19 protein-coding genes are annotated in these 19078 nt (G+C 74.8%); 1 reads left to right on the forward strand and 18 read right to left on the reverse strand.

Annotation, left to right across the window (positions count from 1 at the left end; genetic code table 11):
- Positions 1-174 precede the first annotated feature (174 nt).
- From coaBC to pyrR, 11 genes are all read right to left on the reverse strand, one after another.
- The gene (coaBC, locus tag AB0B41_RS13975; RefSeq protein WP_358202728.1) at positions 175-1389 is read right to left on the reverse strand and encodes a bifunctional phosphopantothenoylcysteine decarboxylase/phosphopantothenate--cysteine ligase CoaBC; all 1215 of its coding nucleotides are present in this window, start codon (positions 1387-1389) and stop codon (positions 175-177) included.
- Positions 1390-1437: 48 nt separating this feature from the next.
- Positions 1438-1710, reverse strand: coding sequence for a DNA-directed RNA polymerase subunit omega (gene rpoZ, locus AB0B41_RS13980; protein WP_232869548.1), 273 nt, complete (start codon positions 1708-1710; stop codon positions 1438-1440).
- A gap of 2 nt (positions 1711-1712) precedes the next feature.
- Positions 1713-2294, reverse strand: a complete 582-nt coding sequence (gene gmk / locus AB0B41_RS13985) for a guanylate kinase (protein ID WP_358202884.1) — start codon at positions 2292-2294, stop codon at positions 1713-1715.
- Positions 2295-2341: 47 nt separating this feature from the next.
- Positions 2342-2656, reverse strand: coding sequence for an integration host factor, actinobacterial type (gene mihF / locus AB0B41_RS13990; protein ID WP_037038688.1), 315 nt, complete (start codon positions 2654-2656; stop codon positions 2342-2344).
- A gap of 292 nt (positions 2657-2948) precedes the next feature.
- Positions 2949-3338 (reverse strand): response regulator transcription factor, encoded by a 390-nt coding sequence (locus AB0B41_RS13995; RefSeq protein WP_358202731.1) that lies wholly within the window; start codon positions 3336-3338, stop codon positions 2949-2951.
- A gap of 171 nt (positions 3339-3509) precedes the next feature.
- Complete coding sequence (pyrF, locus tag AB0B41_RS14000; protein ID WP_358202733.1) at positions 3510-4343, reverse strand: orotidine-5'-phosphate decarboxylase; 834 nt, start codon at positions 4341-4343, stop codon at positions 3510-3512.
- Positions 4340-7642 carry a carbamoyl-phosphate synthase large subunit gene (carB, locus tag AB0B41_RS14005; RefSeq protein WP_358202735.1) on the reverse strand — a complete coding sequence of 1101 codons (3303 nt, stop codon included), beginning with the start codon at positions 7640-7642 and terminating at the stop codon, positions 4340-4342. The genes pyrF and carB overlap by 4 nt, the downstream gene beginning before the upstream one ends.
- On the reverse strand, positions 7642-8841 hold the full coding sequence (carA, locus tag AB0B41_RS14010) for a glutamine-hydrolyzing carbamoyl-phosphate synthase small subunit (protein WP_358202737.1): 1200 nt from the start codon (positions 8839-8841) through the stop codon (positions 7642-7644). The genes carB and carA overlap by 1 nt, the downstream gene beginning before the upstream one ends.
- Entirely contained in the window at positions 8838-10127 is a 1290-nt protein-coding gene (locus AB0B41_RS14015) for a dihydroorotase (RefSeq protein ID WP_358202739.1), read from the reverse strand. Before AB0B41_RS14015 ends, carA begins: the two co-directional genes overlap by 4 nt.
- A complete protein-coding gene (locus AB0B41_RS14020) occupies positions 10124-11068 on the reverse strand; it encodes an aspartate carbamoyltransferase catalytic subunit (protein WP_358202741.1) in 945 nt (314 codons plus the stop codon). The genes AB0B41_RS14015 and AB0B41_RS14020 overlap by 4 nt, the downstream gene beginning before the upstream one ends.
- Positions 11065-11664 carry a bifunctional pyr operon transcriptional regulator/uracil phosphoribosyltransferase PyrR gene (pyrR, locus tag AB0B41_RS14025; RefSeq protein ID WP_358202744.1) on the reverse strand — a complete coding sequence of 200 codons (600 nt, stop codon included), beginning with the start codon at positions 11662-11664 and terminating at the stop codon, positions 11065-11067. Before pyrR ends, AB0B41_RS14020 begins: the two co-directional genes overlap by 4 nt.
- Positions 11665-12269: 605 nt before the next feature.
- Here pyrR and AB0B41_RS14030 point away from each other — a divergent pair.
- Positions 12270-12761, forward strand: coding sequence for a transcriptional regulator (locus AB0B41_RS14030; RefSeq protein WP_037038677.1), 492 nt, complete (start codon positions 12270-12272; stop codon positions 12759-12761).
- A gap of 156 nt (positions 12762-12917) precedes the next feature.
- Here the strand turns inward: AB0B41_RS14030 and AB0B41_RS14035 are convergent, their stop codons facing one another.
- From AB0B41_RS14035 to AB0B41_RS14065, 7 genes are all read right to left on the reverse strand, one after another.
- Complete coding sequence (locus AB0B41_RS14035; RefSeq protein WP_358202746.1) at positions 12918-13712, reverse strand: acyl-CoA thioesterase domain-containing protein; 795 nt, start codon at positions 13710-13712, stop codon at positions 12918-12920.
- The gene (locus AB0B41_RS14040) at positions 13709-14641 is read right to left on the reverse strand and encodes an alpha/beta hydrolase (protein ID WP_358202747.1); all 933 of its coding nucleotides are present in this window, start codon (positions 14639-14641) and stop codon (positions 13709-13711) included. The genes AB0B41_RS14035 and AB0B41_RS14040 overlap by 4 nt, the downstream gene beginning before the upstream one ends.
- Before the next feature lie 61 nt (positions 14642-14702).
- On the reverse strand, positions 14703-15392 hold the full coding sequence (locus tag AB0B41_RS14045; RefSeq protein ID WP_358202750.1) for an energy-coupling factor transporter transmembrane protein EcfT: 690 nt from the start codon (positions 15390-15392) through the stop codon (positions 14703-14705).
- Positions 15389-16066, reverse strand: coding sequence for an ABC transporter ATP-binding protein (locus AB0B41_RS14050; protein WP_358202752.1), 678 nt, complete (start codon positions 16064-16066; stop codon positions 15389-15391). Before AB0B41_RS14050 ends, AB0B41_RS14045 begins: the two co-directional genes overlap by 4 nt.
- Positions 16063-17205, reverse strand: coding sequence for a thiolase family protein (locus tag AB0B41_RS14055; protein WP_358202754.1), 1143 nt, complete (start codon positions 17203-17205; stop codon positions 16063-16065). Before AB0B41_RS14055 ends, AB0B41_RS14050 begins: the two co-directional genes overlap by 4 nt.
- Positions 17202-18461: an AMP-binding protein gene (locus AB0B41_RS14060; protein ID WP_358202756.1), complete on the reverse strand. Its 1260-nt coding sequence runs from the start codon at positions 18459-18461 to the stop codon at positions 17202-17204. The genes AB0B41_RS14055 and AB0B41_RS14060 overlap by 4 nt, the downstream gene beginning before the upstream one ends.
- Positions 18458-19033 carry a biotin transporter BioY gene (locus tag AB0B41_RS14065; RefSeq protein WP_358202758.1) on the reverse strand — a complete coding sequence of 192 codons (576 nt, stop codon included), beginning with the start codon at positions 19031-19033 and terminating at the stop codon, positions 18458-18460. Before AB0B41_RS14065 ends, AB0B41_RS14060 begins: the two co-directional genes overlap by 4 nt.
- Positions 19034-19078 lie beyond the last annotated feature (45 nt).

The raw sequence follows: 19078 nt of genomic DNA on the forward strand, positions 1-19078 counted from the left end.
GACGGCACCGACGCCGGCGAGGACGCCCCCGCGGAGCCGGCCCCGGCCCGCAGCGGCGGCGTGCCCGGCCTGCTCGGCGGCTGACGGCCGGCGTCACGCACACGAGACGAGGGGCGGTCCCGGCGGGACCGCCCCTCGTGCGTTCTCGGGTGTCCGGCTCGCGGAGCCCCGGGGTCAGGCGAGCCGGGCCGCCACCGCGTCCCACAGGCGCGAGGCGAGCAGGGCCTTCGACCCGTTCGGGATCTGCGTCTCGCCGCCGTCGGCGCCGAGCAGCCAGCCCTGGTTCTCGGTGTTCTCGAAGGCGCCGCCCTCGCCGACCCAGTTGACCAGCAGCAGGTCGCAGCCCTTCTTCGCGAGCTTGCGGCGGCCGTACTCCAGCACGTCCGCGGTGTCGTCCCCGGTCTCGGCGGCGAACCCGACCACGACCTGGCCCGGTTCCCGGGCGGCGACGAGCTCGGCGAGGATGTCCGGGTTGAGCGCCAGGTGCAGCGGCTCGGGCTCGGACCCGTCCTTCTTGATCTTGTGCGCGACGAGCGCGGCGGGCCGGAAGTCGGCGACCGCGGCGGACATCACCACGGCGTCGGCACCCTTGGCGGCCGCGTGCATCGCCTCGCGCATCTCCAGCGCGGACCCGACCTTCACGACCTCGACGGCCGCCGGGTCGGCCAGCTCGGCGGTGTGCCCCGCGACGAGAGTGACGTGCGCGCCGCGCTGGGCCGCGACCTTGGCCAGGGCGTACCCCTGCCGGCCGGACGACCGGTTGCCGAGGTAGCGGACGGGGTCGAGCGGCTCGCGGGTCCCGCCGGCCGAGACGACCACGCGCCGGCCCGCGAGGTCCCGCGGCAGCGCGTCGGCCCGCTCCAGCAGCAGCCGGGCGAGCTCGGCGATCTCGGCGGGGTCGGGCAGCCGGCCGGGGCCGGTGTCCTTGCCGGTGAGCCGGCCGGACGCGGGCTCCATGACGACCGAACCCCGCTCGCGCAGCGTCGCGACGTTGGTGCGGGTGGCGGGGTGCTCCCACATCTCGGTGTGCATCGCCGGCACGAACAGCACCGGGCACCGGGCGACGAGCAGGGAGCCGGTGAGGAGGTCGTCCGCTCGCCCCTGCACCGCGCGGGCCAGCAGGTCCGCGGTGGCGGGGGCGACGACGACGAGATCGGCCTCCTGGCCCAGCCGCACATGCTGGACCGACGGCACGTCCGAGAAGACGCCGGTGTGCACCGGCTGCCCGGACAGCGCCTCGAACGTGGCGGCGCCGACGAAGTTCAGCGCCGAGTCCGTGGGGACGACCCGCACGGAGTGGCCGGTCTCGGTGAGCCGGCGGAGCAGCTCGGCGCTCTTGTAGGCGGCGATGCCGCCCGCCACGCCGAGCAGGACCTTCGGTGCGGTCATGCCGTCGTCACGCCCCGGGACGGGCCGTTCGCGCGCCGTCGGCCGGGCTCACTCGCCCTCGGTGTGCTCGAGCAGGCCGCTCTGGATCTCGCGCATGGCGATCGACAGCGGCTTCTCGCGGGGGCCCGGCTCGACCAGCGGGCCGACGTACTCCAGCAGGCCCTCGCCGAGCTGGGAGTAGTAGTCGTTGATCTGCCGGGCACGCTTGGCCGCGTAGATCACCAGGGCGTACTTGGAGCTGACCTTGTCGAGCAGGTCGTCGATGGGGGGGTTGGTGATGCCCTCGGGGATGGAACCGGCGACCGCGCCGGTCAGCGGCATGCTCACTCAGATACTCCAGAGACGGACGAATGCGGGAGTTCCGCAGGTGCGACCAGCAACTCTACCAACCGGTCGACGACGGCCTGCACCTCGTCGTTGACCACGACGACGTCGAACTCGTCACGCGCCGCCATCTCCTCGACCGCGGTGCGCAGCCGGCGCTCCCGGACCTCCGGGGTCTCGGTGCCCCGGTCGGTGAGCCGGCGGGCCAGCTCCTCGAACGAGGGCGGCTCGACGAACACGGTGACCGACTCGGGCATCACCTGCTTGACCGAGCGCGCCCCCTGCAGGTCCACCTCGACGAGTACCGGGTGGCCGGCCGCGAGCTCGCGCTCGACGGGCTCGCGCGGGGTGCCGGAGCGCTGCAGGCCGCCGTGCACCTCGGCCCACTCCAGCAGCTCGCCGTCGGCGATCAGCCGGTCGAACTCCGCGCGGTCCACGAAGTGGTAGTGGATCCCCTCGACCTCCCCCTCCCGCGGCGCCCGCGTGGTCGCGGAGACGCTGAAGTGGAGGTCGGGGAGCTCCGAGCGGAGCCGGTCGACGATGCTGCTCTTACCGACCCCGGAGGGCCCCGCGAGCACCATCAGCCGGCCCCGGCGGGGCGGCGGTCCTGCCGGCACGCCGCCCCCGCTCAGGAAGGGAACTCGGCCAGCAGCGCCTTGCGCTGCCGCTCGCCGAGGCCGCGCAGGCGGCGGCTCGGGGCGATCTCGAGGCGCTCCATGATCTGCGCCGCACGGACCTTGCCGACGCTGGGCAGGGCCTCGAGCAGGGCCGACACCTTCATCTTGCCGAGCACCTCGTCGGTGTCGGACTGCTTCAGCACCTCGGCGAGGGTGATCCCGCCGCGCTTGAGCCGGTCCTTCAGCTCTGCCCGGGCCCGGCGGGCGGCCGCGGCCTTCTCCAACGCGGCGGCACGCTGTTCCTCGGTCAGCTGGGGAAGGGCCACGGTCTCCTCCGTCTTTCGGTCGTGCGCGAGGGCGGTCGTCGGGTGGCGGCGGCCGCCGTCCCCGGTGGGTTGTGCCGGGGGCCGGGAGCGAACGTACCCACGCACCCGTTCGTGATGCCAACGGGGGTGCCACCTGTAGGTTTGATGCCACAGGCCTGGTCGCCCACACCCGTCCGGGTGATACCACGAGCGACCGCGCGGCGGCTACGGCGACGCGCCCGTTCGGCGCTCGGGACCGTCGCGTCACCGGTGGTGTGCGTCACGAATCGTGCGTGCGGGGGCGCTCCTGCGCTCAGCCCGCCTGCTCCACCGACCGCAGGGCGCGCAGGCGTGCCGGTGTGAGGTCTTCCTTGTTGATGTACGCCACGGCTCCGCAGTGCGCGGCGTCACCGGGGAGATCGTCGAGCGCGTAGGTCGACAGGAGCACCACGACGGCGGCCGGATCGCCCGCCAGGATCCGCCGGGTGGCCTCGATCCCGCTGATCCCGGGCAGGTTGATGTCCATCAGGACGACCGCGGGATGTACCCGTTCGGCCTCGACGAGGGCCTGCTCGCCCGTCTCGGCCTCGGCGGCGACGCGCCAGCCGCCGACCATCCCGACGACGGTGCGTGCCACCGTCCGGAACGGGCGCTGGTCGTCCACGATGAGGACGTCCACCACCTCGTCCACCGTTCCGGCCACTGCACACACCTCCGCGCTCCCCGACCCGCGCGGCACCGGTCCCGACCGCGCGGTCAGCCCAGCGTGCCGGGCCGCGGGGCCCGGCACCATGGTGCCACCATCCCCTCCGAACGGGTGAATCCGCGCGCCCGGGGTATCAGCCGCCCGCCGCCCCCGTTCGCGGGGGCGTGGTCAGCGGAGGGCGGTGAGCGCCGCGGCCAGCTCGTCCCGCTGCGCCTCGGCGGCGGACCGCAGGCCCGCCACCCCCGGCCCGGCCTTCAGGATCGAGCGCGAGGCCGCGGGCAGGACAAGCCCCGAGAGGCCCGCGAACCGCTCGGCGACGTCCCGCGGGGTCGCCCCCTGGGCCCCGAGCCCGGGCGCCAGCACGGCGCCGTTGAGGGCGCCGAGCCGCAGCCCGTGGTCGTGGGCGCCACCCACGACCACGCCGACCCCGCCCAGCGGCGCGACACCGGTGTTGCGGCCCGCCGCGCCGTCGACCATCGCCTGGGCGACGGTGCGCCCGTCGGCGCTCGCCAGCTGCACCGACCCGCCCTCCGGGTTCGAGGTGCGGGCCAGCACGAACACGCCCCGATCGGCCTCCTCGGCGGCTCGGAAGGCCGGTTCGAGGGACCCGAACCCGAGGTACGGCGAGACCGTGATCGCGTCGGCCCCGACGGCCGCGCCGACGCCGAGGTAGGCGTCGGCGTACCCGTCCATGGTCGAGCCGATGTCGCCGCGCTTCACGTCCAGCAGCGAGAGCGTGCCGGTGCCGGCGAGGTCGGCGAGGGTCCGCTCCAGGACGGCGATCCCGCGCGACCCGTGCCGCTCGAAGAACGCCGCCTGCGGCTTCACCACGGCGACGTGCCCGGCCAGGGCCTCCACGGCCGCCGCGCAGAACCGGGCGAGCCCGTCCGCGTCGTCCGTGAGGCCCCACTCCGCGATCAGCCCGGGGTGCGGGTCGATGCCGGCGCAGAGCGGCCCGAAGCGGTCGACCGCCGCGACGAGCCGCCCCCCGAACCCGCTCACGGGCGGGACTTCTTCAGCGCCGCGTGCGCGTCCTGCAGCGACCGCACGCCGATCGAGCCGCGCAGCTTCGCCTCGATGCCCTGCACGGCCGCCGAGGCGCCCTGCACCGTGGTGATGCACGGGACGCCCCGGGAGACCGCCGCCGCGCGGATCTCGTAGCCGTCGACGCGCGGGCCCGAGTTGCCGTACGGCGTGTTGACGATCAGCGCGACGTCGCCGGCCAGGATCTGGTCGACGATCGTCTCGCCCTCGTCCTTCTGCGAGTGCTTGCGCACGACGGTGGTCGTGATGCCGTGCCGGCGCAGGACCTCGGCGGTGCCCTCGGTGGCGAGGACCTCGAAGCCCAGGTCGGCGAGCCGGCGCACCGGGAACACCATGGCGCGCTTGTCCCGGTCCGCCATCGACACGAAGACCTTGCCCTCGCTCGGCAGCGAGCCGTACGCGGCGGCCTGGGACTTGGCGAACGCGGGCCCGAAGGACGCGTCGATGCCCATGACCTCGCCGGTCGACTTCATCTCCGGGCCGAGCAGCGGGTCGACGCCCTGCCCGCTCGGGGTGCGGAAGCGGTTGAACGGCAGCACGGCCTCCTTGACCGCGACCGGCGCGTCGGCCGGCAGCTCGCCGCCGTCGCCCTGCTGCGGGAGCATCCCCTCGGCCCGCAGGTCCGCGATCGACGCGCCGAGCATGATCCGCGCGGCGGCCTTGGCGAGCGAGACCGCGGTCGCCTTGGACACGAACGGCACCGTGCGCGACGCCCGGGGGTTGGCCTCGAGGACGTAGAGCGTCTCGCCGTGCAGCGCGTACTGGACGTTGAGCAGCCCGCGCACCCCGACGCCGTGCGCGATGGCCTCGGTGGAGGTCCGCACGGCCGCGAGCACGCTGCGCCCCAGCGTGATCGGCGGGAGCGTGCAGGAGGAGTCGCCGGAGTGCACCCCGGCCTCCTCGATGTGCTCCATCACGCCGCCGATGAAGACCTCCTCGCCGTCGCACAGGGCGTCGACGTCGATCTCCACCGCGTCGTCGAGGAACTTGTCGACGAGCACCGGGCGGTCCGGGCTGATCGTGGTGGCTCGGGCGATGTAGCCCGCGAGCGTGGACTCGTCGTAGACGATCTCCATGCCGCGCCCGCCGAGCACGTACGACGGCCGGACGAGGACCGGGTAGCCGATCCGCTCGGCGATCTCCCGGGCCTGCTCGAAGCTGGTCGCGGTGCCGAACGCCGGGGCGGGCAGGCCCGCCTTGCGCAGCACCTCGCCGAACGCCCCGCGGTCCTCGGCCAGGTCGATCGCGGCCGCGGAGGTCCCGACGACCGGCACGCCGGCCGCGGTGAGCCGCTGGGCCAGGCCGAGCGGGGTCTGCCCGCCGAGCTGCACGATCACGCCGGCGACGTGCCCGGACTGTTGCTCGGCGTGCACCACCTCGAGGACGTCCTCGAAGGTCAGCGGCTCGAAGTACAGCCGGTCCGCGGTGTCGTAGTCCGTGGAGACCGTCTCCGGGTTGCAGTTGACCATGACGGTCTCGAAGCCGGCCTCGCGCAGCGCCTGCACGGCGTGCACGCAGGAGTAGTCGAACTCGATGCCCTGGCCGATGCGGTTGGGCCCGGAGCCGAGGATGAGCACCTTCGGCTTCTCGGTCTGCGGGGCGATCTCCGACTCCGCGGCGGGGTCCGTCTCGTAGGCGCTGTAGTGGTACGGCGTCTTCGCGGCGAACTCGGCGGCGCAGGTGTCGACCGTCTTGTAGACGGGCCGGATGCCCAGCCGGTGCCGCAGCGTCCGGACGCCGTCCTCGCCCGCGAACTCGGGGCGGATGGCCGCGAGCTGGCGGTCCGACAAGCCGGCCCGCTTGGCCCGGCGCAGCAGCGCGGCGTCGAGCACGGGCGAGGCCTCGATCTCGGCGCGCAGCTCGACGAGCAGCTGGATCTGGTCGAGGAACCACGGGTCGATGCCCGAGATCTCCGCGACCTCGTCGACGGTCCGCCCGGCCCGCAGCGCCCGCTCGACGGCGTAGATGCGGCCGTCCGTGGGCGTGCGGATCTCGTCGTCCGTCGGCGGCGCGGCCGGGTCCGGGGTGGTCCAGAAGCCGATCGCGCTCCGCTCCATCGAGCGCAGCGCCTTGCCGAACGCCTCCGGGAAGGACCGGCCGAGCGCCATGGCCTCGCCGACGCTCTTCATCGTGGTGGTGAGCTCGGGGTCCGCGCCGGGGAACTTCTCGAAGGCGAACCGCGGGATCTTCACCACGACGTAGTCCAGGGTCGGCTCGAAGGCCGCCGGGGTCTCGCCGGTGATGTCGTTGCGGATCTCGTCGAGCGTGTAGCCGACGGCGAGCTTCGCCGCGATCTTCGCGATCGGGAAGCCGGTGGCCTTCGACGCCAGCGCCGACGACCGGGACACGCGCGGGTTCATCTCGATCACGACGAGCCGGCCCGTCTCCGGGTGGATCGCGAACTGGATGTTGCAGCCGCCGGTGTCGACGCCGACCTCGCGCAGCACGGCGATGCCCACGTCCCGCATGTGCTGGTACTCGCGGTCGGTGAGCGTCATGGCCGGGGCGACCGTGATCGAGTCGCCGGTGTGCACGCCCATCGGGTCCAGGTTCTCGATGGAGCAGACGACGACCACGTTGTCGCGGTGGTCGCGCATGAGCTCGAGCTCGAACTCCTTCCAGCCGAGCACCGACTCCTCGATCAGCACCTCGGTGACCGGCGACGCGGCCAGCCCCGCCCCGGCGAGCCGCTCCAGCTCCTCGTCCGTGTGCGCCATGCCGGACCCGAGCCCGCCCATGGTGAACGACGGCCGGATCACGACCGGGAGGCCCAGCTCGTCGACGGCGGCGCGGACCTCGTCCATGGAGTGGCAGACGGCCGAGCGCGGCACCTCGCCGCCGACCTTCAGCACGATCTCCTTGAACTTCAGCCGGTCCTCGCCGCGCTGGATGGCGTCGACGTCCGCCCCGATGAGCTCGACGCCGTAGCGCTCCAGCACTCCGTTCTCGTGCAGGGCGATCGCGGTGTTGAGCGCGGTCTGCCCGCCCAGGGTGGCCAGGATCGCGTCCGGCTGCTCGGCGGCGATGACCTTCTCGACGAACTCGGGGGTGACCGGCTCCACGTAGGTGGCGTCGGCGAACTCGGGGTCCGTCATGATCGTGGCCGGGTTCGAGTTGACCAGCGAGACCCGCAGGCCCTCGGCGCGCAGCACGCGGCAGGCCTGCGTGCCGGAGTAGTCGAACTCGGCGGCCTGTCCGATGACGATCGGGCCGGAGCCGATCACCATCACGTGCCGGATGTCCTCGCGGCGCGGCATCAGACCGCTCCCCCGTTCTGGTCGAGCAGGCGGTGTCGGCCGCCGGACTCCTCGGTCCCGGCCGGCCCGTGGGTCACCGGGTTGTCCGTCATGAGCTGGCAGAAGCGGTCGAACAGGTCCGCGGCGTCGTGCGGGCCGGCGGCGGCCTCCGGGTGGTACTGCACGCTGAAGGCCGGGAAGTCCAGGCCGGTGAGGCCCTCGACGCAGCCGTCGTTGGGGCAGGTGTGGCTGACGACGCCGGCGCCGAACGGGGTGTCGAAGCGCTCGCCCGCGCTGCCCTCGACCGCGAAGCCGTGGTTCTGCGAGGTGATCGCGACGCGCCCGGTGGCGTGCTCCACGACCGGGATGTTGATGCCGCGGTGCCCGTAGCGCAGCTTGTAGGTGCCGCGGCCGAGCGCCCGGCCGAGGATCTGGTTGCCGAAGCAGATGCCGAACAGCGGGATCCGCCGCTCCAGGACCTGCCGGGTCAGCGCCACCGGGACGTCGGCCGTGGCCGGGTCGCCGGGGCCGTTGGAGATGAACACGCCGTCGGGCCGGATCGCGAGCAGCTGCTCGAACGTGGTGTCGGCCGGCAGCACGTGCACCTCGATGCCGCGCTGGGCCATCATCCGCGGGGTGTTGAACTTGATCCCCACGTCGAGCGCGGCGACGGTGAACTTCTTGTCCCCCACCGCCTCCCGGACGTACGGGGTCGTGGTGGTGACGGCGCCGTAGAGGTCCGCGCCCTCCATGCCCGGGCTCTGCCGCACCCGCTCGACGAGGATCTCGTCCGAGCCCAGCGAGGTGCCGGAGAAGACGCCGGCGCGCATGGCGCCGCGCTCGCGCAGGTGCCGCACGACCGCGCGGGTGTCGATCCCGGCGATCCCGACGACGCCCTGGGTCCGCAGCGCGTCCTCCAGCGAGCCGGTCGACCGCCAGTTCGACGGCCGGCGGCTGGGGTCGCGCACCGCGTACCCGGCGACCTGGATGCCGGTGGACTCGTCGTCCTCGCCGTTCCAGCCGGTGTTGCCGATCTGCGGGGCGGTCTGCACCACGATCTGGCGGTGGTACGACGGGTCCGTCAGGGTCTCCTGGTAGCCCGTCATCCCGGTGGTGAACACGGCCTCGCCCAGGGTCTCCCCCACGGCACCGAAGGCCTCGCCCCGGAAGATCCGCCCGTCCTCGAGGACGAGCACTGCGTCGATGGTGGGGCTGGTCATGCCACAACCTTCCCGTCGCGGGCCGTGATCCGGCCACGCAGAACCGTCGCGACCACCGCTCCGGGCAGCCGCATTCCCTCGTACGGCGTGTTCGCCGCCCTGCTGGCCAGCGCCGCGCCGCGCACCGTCCACTGCGCGTCCGGGTCGACCAGCGCGAACGTCGCCGGCTCCCCGACCGCGATCGGCCGGCCCTGGTCCGGCAGGTTCCCGATCTCGGCCGGCCGCTCCGACATCACCCGCGCGACCCCGTGCCAGTCCAGCAGGCCCGGCTCGACCATCGTGTGGATCACGACCGACAGCGCGGTCTGCAGCCCCAGCATGCCCGGCTTCGCGGCCGCCCATTCCGTGTCCTTGTACTGCGACGCGTGCGGGGCGTGGTCGGTCGCGACGACGTCGATCACGCCCTCGGCCAGCGCCTCCCGCATGGCCTGGGTGTCCGCCCCGGTGCGCAGCGGCGGGTTGACCTTGTTGACCGGGTCGTAGCCCGTCAACCGGCCGTCGGTGAGCAGCAGGTGGTGCGGGGTGACCTCCGCGCTCACCCGCACGCCCTGCGCCTTGGCCGCACGCAGGACCGCGATCGAGTGCAGCGAGGACACGTGGCAGACGTGCAGCGCCGCCCCCGCCTCGCGGGCCAGCGCGACGTCCCGCGCGATCACCGTCTCCTCGGCGGTCGCGGGCCAGCCGGCCAGGCCCAGCCGGGACGCGATCGCGCCCTCGTGCGCCTGGGCGCCGCCGGTGAGCCGGTGGTCCTCGGCGTGCTGGGCGATCACGACGTCGAGCGCGCCGGCGTACTCCAGGGCCCGGCGCATGATCAGCGGGTCGTTCACGCAGCGGCCGTCGTCGGAGAACATCCGGACCTGCGCCGCGGACGCCACCATGGTCCCGAGCTCGGCGAGCTTCTCGCCCCGCAGCCCGGTGGTCACGGCGCCGACCGGGTGCACGTCGACCAGGCCGACCTCCTCGCCGCGGCGCCGCACGTGCTCCACGACCACGGCGGTGTCCGCCACCGGATCCGTGTTCGGCATGGCGAAGACGGCCGTGAAGCCGCCGAGCGCGGCGGCGTGCGAGCCGGTCTCGATGGTCTCGGACTCCTCGCCGCCCGGCTCGCGCAGGTGCACGTGCAGGTCGACGAGGCCGGGGAGCAGGACGTGGCCGCCTGCGTCGAGGGTCTCGACGCCCTCGGCGGCCAGGCCGGTGCCGATCTCGGCGACGACGCCGTCCCGGACCAGCAGGTCGACGGCCTCCTCGCCGTAGGGCTTGGCGTCGGTGATGAGCAGGTCTGTCATTCGGGAGCTCCGGCCAGCAGGTGGTAGAGGACGGCCATCCGCACGTGCACGCCGTTGCGCACCTGGGCGAGCACCGCGGCGTTGGGGGCGTCGGCCACGGCGGGCGCGATCTCCATGCCGCGCACCATCGGGCCGGGGTGCAGCACGGGCGTGCCCTCGGGCAGCAGGGCGAGCCGGCGCTCGGTGAGCCCGTAGGCGATCGAGTACTCGCGGGCGCTCGGGAAGAAGCCGCCGTGCATCCGCTCGGCCTGCACGCGCAGCATCATCACCGCGTCGAGCGCGGGGAGCTCGGCGTCGAGGTGGTGCGCGACCCGGCAGGGCCACTCCGCGACGCCCGTGGGCAGCAGCGTGGGCGGGGCGATCAGCACGACCTCGGCGCCCAGGGTGGAGAGCAGCAGCACGTTGGACCGGGCGACCCGGGAGTGCAGGACGTCGCCGACGATCCCGATCCGCCGGCCCGCGACCGAGCCCAGCCGCTCCCGCAGGGTGGCCGCGTCGAGCAGCGCCTGCGTGGGGTGCTCGTGCGTGCCGTCGCCCGCGTTGACGATCGAGGTGTGGGTGCCCGTGGTAGCGGCGTCCTTGTCGGCCCACGCGGCGATCCGGTGCGCCGCACCGGAGGCCGGGTGCCGGACGATCACGCAGTCCGCGCCCATCGCCGAGATCGTCAGCGAGGTGTCCCGCAGCGACTCGCCCTTCGACACCGACGAGCCCTTGGCGCTGACGTTGATCGTGTCCGCGCTCATCCACTTGCCGGCGATCTCGAAGGACACCCGGGTGCGGGTGGAGTCCTCGTAGAACAGCGTGACCACGGTGCGGCCGCGCAGCGTCGGCAGCTTGCGCACCTCCCTGCCCAGCAGCGTGTCCTTGAGCCTGCTCGCGGTGTCCAGCAGGCCGGTCGCGGTGGCCGCGTCCAGGTCCGCGATCGAGAGCAGGTGCTTCACGCGGTGCTCCCCTCTCCGCGCTCGATCAGCACGCCGTCCCGGTCGTCGGACTCGGTGAGCTGGACCAGGATCTTCTCCGCGCGCGAGGTCGGCACGTTCTTGCCCACGTAGTCCGCCCGGATCGGCAGCTCGCGGTGGCCGCGGTCGACCAGGACGGCCAGCTGCACGGCCCGCGGGCGGCCCTCGTCGCCCAGCGCGTCGAGCGCGGCGCGGGTGGTCCGGCCGGACATGAGGACGTCGTCGACCAGGACGACGAGCTTGCCGTCGATCCCGCCCTCCGGCACCGCGGTGTCGACGAGCGCGCGGGCCGGGCCGCGGCGCAGGTCGTCCCGGTAGAGGGTCGCGTCGATCGAGCCGACGGCCGGGGCGACGCCGGTGAACTCGGTGATCGCGGCGGCGAGCCTGCGGGCCAGCACGGCGCCGCGGGTGGGGATGCCCAGGAGCACGAGGTCGCCGGTGTTGCCGGGCCCGAACGCCGTCTTCTCGATGATCTGGTGCGCGATGCGCGCGATGGTGCGGGCGACGTCGGCGCTGCTCAGCAGCTCGCGGGCAGGCGTCTGCCCCTCCCCGACGTCCCCGCGGCGGCCGTTCGCCACGAGGTGCTCTCCTTTCCCGCCTCACGGGACGGGGTTAAAGGACTGTCGGTGCCGAGGTTAGCAAGCGGCAGACGATCGGTGCGCCCGGGCGGGAGCGCCGTCCGTCACGTCCGCAGGGCGAGCTCCGCAGGTCACGGGGGCGTCACGATCGGGCAACGCAGCGGTCCCCGTCCGGCGCCGTGCGCGGCGCGCGTCAGCACTCCGCGACGGTCACGGCCCGTACCGTCACGCAGGGCCACACCCACACGTTCACCATGCGTCCCAACGCTCGCAGGGCGTCGCGGCCGTGCGGGCGGACCGCCCGATTGATACCGCCGTCGGGGGACGAACCGTCGTTCGATCGGGTGGGAAAGCCTCACCTGGCACCCGTCCGGGGCCACCCGGCTTGACCTGCGACGCAACACCGGCGCATGATTACTCTGCGTATTGATCGACAGTGGCGAGGGTGGCCGCCACGGCGGCGACACCGACCTCGTCCCACGACGAGACCAGCGAGCACCACCGGAGCGCGTCGGCGCTCAGCACCACCCGCTCACCACTCAGCGGTACGAGGTCCACTTTCGGCCCACCACGGCCGAGAAGACCAGGAATGAGGAGATCGCCACATGGGCGACTACGCCAAGGCCCTCGGGAGCAAGCTCCGGGCCATCCGGCAGCAACAGGGGCTGTCGCTGCACGGCGTCGAACAGAAATCCGGGGGCCGCTGGAAGGCGGTGGTCGTCGGCTCGTACGAGCGCGGCGACCGCGCGGTCACCGTCCAGAAGCTCGCCGAGCTGGCCGACTTCTACGGGGTGCCGGTGGCCGAGCTGCTGCCCGAGGGCCGTGTCCCCTCCGGCTCCGAGCCGGCCACGAAGATCGTCATCAACCTCGAGCGGCTCCAGCAGCTGCCCGCGGACAAGGTGGGCCCGCTGGCCCGCTACGCCGCCGCGATCCAGTCCCAGCGCGGCGACTACAACGGCAAGGTCCTCTCCATCCGCGCCGAGGACCTGCGCTCGCTGGCGATCATCTACGACATGACCCCGGGCGAGCTGACCGACCAGCTCATCGACTGGGGCGTGCTGCCGCCGGAGGCGCGGCCGTCGCACCGGGTCGAGTAGGGGGGCACCACGGCATCGGGCCTCCGCACCGGACGGGACCGCGCACCGGGGAAGGGCGCGCGGCACCGTGACGAGGTCGGTGGGGGCGACGATCCGACAGGCGGCGGCCCCGGGGCTGTGGGCCGCCGCCGTCGTGCTCCTTCCGAGCGGGCCGGTTCAGGACCGGGGTGCGCGGAACAGGCACTCCTGGGTGAGGCTGGCGACGTGCCGGCCGGTCCGGTCGTGCAGCGTGCCCGTGTACCAGTTGCGGCCGCCCGCGGCGCTGCGCGGCACGAGGTCGATCAGCATCCACCCGTCGGCCCGCACCGGCCGGTGGAACCAGATCGCGTGGTCCAGGCTCGGGCCCGGCACTCCCCCGTCGACCGGCGGGAAGGCGCCGAACATGTCCGAGATGTAGGTGAGCGCCGAGGCGTGCACCAGCGGGTCCTCCGGCAGCGGTTCGGTGCACCGGGTCCAGTAGCGGACCGGGTAGCTCCGGGCGCCCGGGTGCGCGCGCACCATGCGGCCCTCGAAGCCGAACACGCGCGGCACCGGCGTCCCGGACAGCGTCTCGGGGTCCGGGGCCTCCGGGACCGGGTCGACGGACGTGTCGGGGCCGTCCTGCGGCACCGCGAACGACGCCGCCATGTTGAAGATCACCTCGCCGTCCTGGATCGCGACGACCCGGCGCGCGGTGAACGAGCGGCCGTCGCGGTCCCGGTGCACCTGGAAGACCGTGGGCCGGGAGGCGTGCCCGCCGCGCAGGTAGTAGCCGTGCAACGAGTGCGGCGCGCGGTCGTCGGGCACCGTGCGCCCGGCCGCGAGCAGCGCCTGGGCGGCGACCTGCCCGCCGAACAGCGCGTAGTCCTCCTCGAAGACCGTGCACGCGCGGAACAGGTCGCGGTCGATCCGCTCGAGCTCCAGCAGGTCGCGCAGCGTGGGCTGCGTGCGGCGCGGCTCGGTCGCCGTCATGCGTGAACCTCCCCGGGGGTCGCGGCTCGGGAGTGCCGCCAGTCGGCCAGCAGCGTACGCAGGCCGGTGACCAGCGCGATCGGCGAGTCGATCATCACGTGGTGCGCAGCGGCCGGGATCTCGACGACGGGGACGCCGCGGCCCAGCCGGTCGCTCACCAGCTCGCCCATGTGCTTCGGCATCAGCCCGTGCTCGGCGCGGAACAGCGCGACCCGGCAGCCGGGGATGTCGAGGTCCTCCGGGGTGAGGGCGTTGCGCAGGAACACCCGCGGGTCGAACTTCCACGACCACCCGCCCTCGACCGCACGCAGCGAGTGCTCGGCGATGTGCGCGAGCACGTACGGCTCGCCCTCCTGCGGCGGCACGGTCCGGAAGTGCCGGATCGCGCGCTCCCGCTCGGCGTAGACGCGCAGCGGCCCGAAGGCCCGGCGCTGCCGGGCGGCCTCGTCCTCCGGCGGCATCTCGCGCACCGGGGTGTCGATCGCGACGGCGCCGCCCAGCCGGTTGCCGAACTCCTGCGCGGCGATCAGCGCGACCATGCCGCCCATGCTGTGGCCCAGGATCACCGGCAGCGGGGCGAGGCCGGCGGCCGCCGCCACCGCGAGCGCCTCCGCGGCCCACTGCTGCAGCGTGTAGCGCTCGCGCCGGCCGGAGTCGCCGTGCCCGGAGAGGTCCATCGCGACCACCCGCCGGCCCTCGGGCCCGACGAGCAGCGGCCCGAGGTGGTCCCACCAGCGCGCGTGCGCGGCGCCGCCGTGGATCAGCAGCACGCCCTCGCCGGGCGGGCCCCAGGCCCGGAACGCGACCGCGGCGCCGTCGACCTCGACCGCACCCGTCTCGGGCTGCGCGGCGAGGGCGGCCCGGAACCAGGCCGGGGCGTCGGGCGGGGTACCGGGCGCGGGATCGCGCCCGGACACGGGCTGGGGCACGGGCGGCTCCTGGGTCATGACGGTCGTGGTGATCGTCGTGGTGGTGACGCGGTCCGGGACGTTACGGCACCGGACGGCCGCCCCGGCCCCGTCCGGGCCCGGTGTCCGACCCGGTGCCGGGCCGGTCGTGGCCGGCGGGTTCGTCCTCCTCGTCGCCGATCCCGCGCGCGGCCAGCGCCTCGCCCAGCTCGTCGGCGTGCCGGAGGGTGCGCACGACGAAGGGCACCGCGAACGCCGTCGGCGACCGCTCCGCCCCGCGCGCCCGGGCGGCCTCGCGCACCGAGCCGGCGATGCCGGACAAGGTCGTGACCGCCTGCACGGTCAGCCCGACGAGCAGGCCGAGCCGCTCCGGCCGCATCCCGACCCGGCGCAGCGGGCCGAGCCCGCGCTCGACCGTCGCGACCACGGCGTCGATGCGGGTGGTCAGCGTGAACAGGCCCGCCGCGGCGAGGGAGGCCGAGAGCCGCAGGACCGTGACGAGCGCGGGCCGCCAGCCGAGCAGCCACACCTGCAACGCCCCGACCAGCACGGCGAGCAGGAGCAGGGTGCGCAGCAGCGGCAGGATCCGGTGGGCCGGGATCCGCGCGACCGCGTAGCCGGCGGCGACGAGCGCGCAGGCGCCGCCGAGCCAGGCCGGCGACCCGACGAGCACGACTGCGGTCACCAGCGCCAGCAGCACGAGCAGCTTCGCCCCGGCCGGCGCGCGGTGCAGCGGGCTGTCCCCGGGCGAGTACAGACCGAGCGGGGTCATGTGTCGCACAGCTTCCGGTAGTGCCGGACCGCGGGCTCCGGCTCGTCGTCGGCCACGACCCGGCCCTCGTCGAGCACCACGACCCGGTCGAAGTCCGTCAGCAGGTCGAGGTCGTGGGTCACCAGCAGCACCTGCTGCCGCAGCCCGGCGACGATCTCGGCGAACCGGCGGGTGTTGCGCAGGTCGAGCAGGGTCGTCGGCTCGTCGCAGACCAGGACGTCGGGATCGAGGGCGAGCATCCCGCACAGCGCGAGCAGCTGCTTCTGGCCGCCGGAGAGCTGGTGCGCGGGATGGTCGGCGTAGCCCTCGAGGCCGTGCGCGGCGAGCACCTCGGCGGCCCGGCGGGCGCGCTCGGACCGCGACGAGCCGCTGCGCCGCAACGAGAACGCGACGTCCTCGCCCGCCGTCGGCATCACGATCTGGCTGTCCGGGTTGGTGAACACGAACCCGACCCGGCGGCGCACCGCGGGGCCCTTCTCGGCGGGGTCCAGGCCGTCGACCAGCACCCGGCCCTCGCTCGGCAGGACCAGCCCGTTGACCATCCGCGCCAGCGTGGACTTGCCCGAGCCGTTGGCGCCGACGAAGCCGATCCGCCGCTCCGGGAGAGCGAGGTCGACGTCCTGCAGCACCACCCGCTCCTCGTACCGGTGCCCGACGGCCTCGAACGTGATCACCGCGCTCCCCCTGCCGGCACCGGCTCCCCGTCCGGCCCGACGGCCTGCCACAGGGCCGCGACGCCCAGCCCGCCGCCCGCGGACAGCGCGGTCAGCCCGACCCCGCCCTGCCGCTGGCGCACGAGCTGCGAGAACAGACGCACCACCAGGACCGCGCCCGAGGCGCCCCAGGGGTGACCGAGGGCGATGGCGCCGCCGTCCGGGTTGACCGCCTCCTCGTCGAGCCCGGTGGCGTCGAGGCACGCCAGCGCCTGCCCCGCGAAGGCCTCGGTGAACTCGGTGACCTGCGGCGTGCCGTGCTTCAGCACCTCGCGCAGGGCCGGGACGACACCCAGCCCGAGCCGCCGCGGGTCGCAGCCGGAGGTCGCGCTCGCCACCAGCCGCAGGCCGGGGAGGTCGTGCTCGCGCCGCACGCGTTCGGACACCACCAGCACGGCTGCGGCACCGTCGCTGACGCCGCAGGAGTTGGCCGCCGTCGCCGTTCCGTCGGGCGTGAAGGCGGGCCGGAAGCGACCCAGCCGCGCGGCGGTGAAGCCGGCCCGGGGGCGCTGGTCGCGCCGGACCCCGGCGACCTCGACCAGCTCGTCGTCGAACCGGCCCGCGGCCTGCGCGGCCACCGCGCGCTCGTGGCTGCGCAGCGCGAAGCGGTCCTGCCGCTCGCGGGAGATCCCGGCCTCGGCCGCGACCAGGTCCGCGGCCTCCCCCATCTCCGGGTCGCCGGACCCGGCGGGCGCGAACGGGGCCCGCGTGTACGGCTCCGGCGGGTCCGTGCGCCACAGGCGGTGCGGGGCGGTGGACGCGCTCTCGACGCCGCCCGCCAGGTACACCTCGCCGTCCCCCGCGGTGATCAGGGCGGCGGCCAGCGTGATCGCCGCGAGCCCGCTGGCGCACTGCCGGTCGACGGTCAGGCCGGGGACCTCCGCGCCGAGGCCGGCGCGCAGGGCGGCCACCCGGGCGGTGTTGCCGCCGGGACCGAAGACGTTGCCGAGCAGGACGTCGTCGACGGTGGTGAGCCCGGCGTCCGTGAGCAGGGCGCGGAGCACGGGGGCGGCGAGCTCGTCCGCGGCGAGGTCCCGCAGCACACCGCCCGCGGTGCCGATCGGGGTCCGGCGGGCGGCGACGACCACGGGTGCGCTCATCGGAGGGGCTCCGCGTCGAGGGTCCCCGCGGCCAGCCCGTCGGCGATCACGGCCCGGGCGGGCTTGCCGGAGGCGGTGCGCGGCAACGCCTTCGCGCGCAGCCAGACCCGCGGCCGCTTGCCGGGTTCGAGGGCGTGGCGGGCCGCCGCGCGCAGGTCGGCCGACGCCGGCTCCCCCTCGACGACGGCGGTGACCAGCGCGCCGAGTCGGGCGTGCGGGGTCCCGGTGACCACGACGTCGTCGACGCCCGGGACCTCGCGCAGCACGGTCTCCACCTCCTCGGCGGCCACGAGCCGGCCGCCGCTGGAGATCACGGCGGAGCCGCGCCCGTGCACGGTGAGCAGGCCGTCGTGGAGGTCGACCCGGTCGCCGACGGTCGTCCACTCGCCGGCGGGCTCCAGGCGGCCGGCGCGCAGGGTGCCGTCGGCCGCGAGGGGCGAGCGGACCCAGAGCGTGCCGTCCCGGACGTCCAGGTCGACGCCCGGCACCGGCCGCAGCCCGGCGCCGCGCCGGATCGCGATGAGGGAGTGCTCGGCCGAGCCGTAGTACTCGACGAGCTCGGCCTCGGGGAAGGCCTCCCGGAACCGCGCGCGCAGGCCGTCGCCGAGGTGCGCCCCGCCGCAGACGACGGTGCGCAGCGCCGTCTCCGCGGGGGCGCGCTCCTGGGTGGCGACGAGATCGGCGAGCATGGCCGGGACGACGTGGGTCGTCGCCGCCGCGCGGGCGTCCGCGGCGCGACCGAACCGGAGCTCGGCCCCGCACCAGAGTGCGTGCAGGGCCCCGAAGAGGAAGAGCGACGAGCTCAGCGGGCCCGCGATCAGCACCGGGCCGGGTACGGCGCCGAGGGCGGCGAAGCTGCGCAGCCACGAGTCCCGCGAGCGCCGCAGCACCGTGGGGCGGCCGCTGCTGCCGGAGGTGGTGGGCAGGTAGAAGGGGGTGCGGCCGTCGCCCGCGGGGGTGGTCCCGGGGCCCGGCTCCGTCGGGGTGGGCCGGACGACGAGGTCGGGGCGCGCGTCGTCGAGCACGGCCGCCCGTTCGCGCGCGGTCCAGCGCGGCTCGACGACGAGGCTCGCCGCGCCGAGCAGGTCCGCGCCGAGGAACCAGGCGAGGAGGTCGTCGTTCCCCTCCAGCGCGACCCGGCCGCCGTCCCGCACACCCCGCCGGGCCAGCTCCGCGGCGGCGGCGTGCGCCCGCCTCAGCAGCCCGGCGGGGACGGCGGCCCCGCCGAGGACGGGTGGGACGGCGAGAGCGGTCACCGCGTCCGGGTCCCCACCAGGCGTCCGGGGAGGGCGCGGTGCACCACGGACGCGATCAGCGCCGCGACCACCACCTTGACGAGGTCACCGGGCACGAAGACCAGCGACCCGGTGAGCGCGGTGCTCCACGAGCCGGTGTACACGGCCAGCCACGGCACGCCGATCACGTAGTCGGCGACGAGGCCGGCGAACGCGGCGAGCAGCAGCACGGGAAACCCGGGCCGGCCACGCCGCGCACCGGCCTGCGCCATCAGGCCCGAGACGAGCGCCGACAGGATCCAGCCCAGCAGGAACCCGCCGCTCGGCCCGACGAACGGGGCGAGCCCGCCGCGGCCGCCGGACAGCAGCGGCAGGCCGATCGCCACCAGCGTCAGGAACAGCACCACGGCGAACACGGCCCGCTTGGCGCCGACCAGGACGCCCGCGAGGAACGGCCCCATGTTCTGCACCACGATCGGCACGCCGGTGGCGCCGACGTACACCCCCGGGAAGAGACCGAGCACCGCGATGAACGCGGCGAACACCACGGTGGTGGCCAGGTCGGTGGCGGGCGACGACGTTCGGGCGGGCACCCGACGAGGCTAACGAGCCGCACGCCGTTCCCCGAGGTCCGACCC

The sequence above is a fragment of the Pseudonocardia sp. NPDC049154 genome (genome assembly GCF_040648315.1).
Lineage (GTDB): Bacteria > Actinomycetota > Actinomycetes > Mycobacteriales > Pseudonocardiaceae > Pseudonocardia.

What these genes read in the sequence shown, in the direction of transcription:
- carB (WP_358202735.1), bottom strand. Translation starts at nt 7,642, where the DNA reads ATGCCGCGCCGCGAGGACATCCGGCACGTGATGGTGATCGGCTCCGGC.
- AB0B41_RS14015 (WP_358202739.1), bottom strand. Translation starts at nt 10,127, where the DNA reads ATGACAGACCTGCTCATCACCGACGCCAAGCCCTACGGCGAGGAGGCC.
- AB0B41_RS14045 (WP_358202750.1), bottom strand. Translation starts at nt 15,392, where the DNA reads ATGACCCCGCTCGGTCTGTACTCGCCCGGGGACAGCCCGCTGCACCGC.
- coaBC (WP_358202728.1), bottom strand. Translation starts at nt 1,389, where the DNA reads ATGACCGCACCGAAGGTCCTGCTCGGCGTGGCGGGCGGCATCGCCGCC.
- gmk (WP_358202884.1), bottom strand. Translation starts at nt 2,294, where the DNA reads ATGGTGCTCGCGGGGCCCTCCGGGGTCGGTAAGAGCAGCATCGTCGAC.
- AB0B41_RS14055 (WP_358202754.1), bottom strand. Translation starts at nt 17,205, where the DNA reads ATGAGCGCACCCGTGGTCGTCGCCGCCCGCCGGACCCCGATCGGCACC.
- AB0B41_RS14030 (WP_037038677.1), top strand. Translation starts at nt 12,270, where the DNA reads ATGGGCGACTACGCCAAGGCCCTCGGGAGCAAGCTCCGGGCCATCCGG.
- carA (WP_358202737.1), bottom strand. Translation starts at nt 8,841, where the DNA reads ATGACCAGCCCCACCATCGACGCAGTGCTCGTCCTCGAGGACGGGCGG.
- AB0B41_RS14035 (WP_358202746.1), bottom strand. Translation starts at nt 13,712, where the DNA reads ATGACGGCGACCGAGCCGCGCCGCACGCAGCCCACGCTGCGCGACCTG.
- rpoZ (WP_232869548.1), bottom strand. Translation starts at nt 1,710, where the DNA reads ATGCCGCTGACCGGCGCGGTCGCCGGTTCCATCCCCGAGGGCATCACC.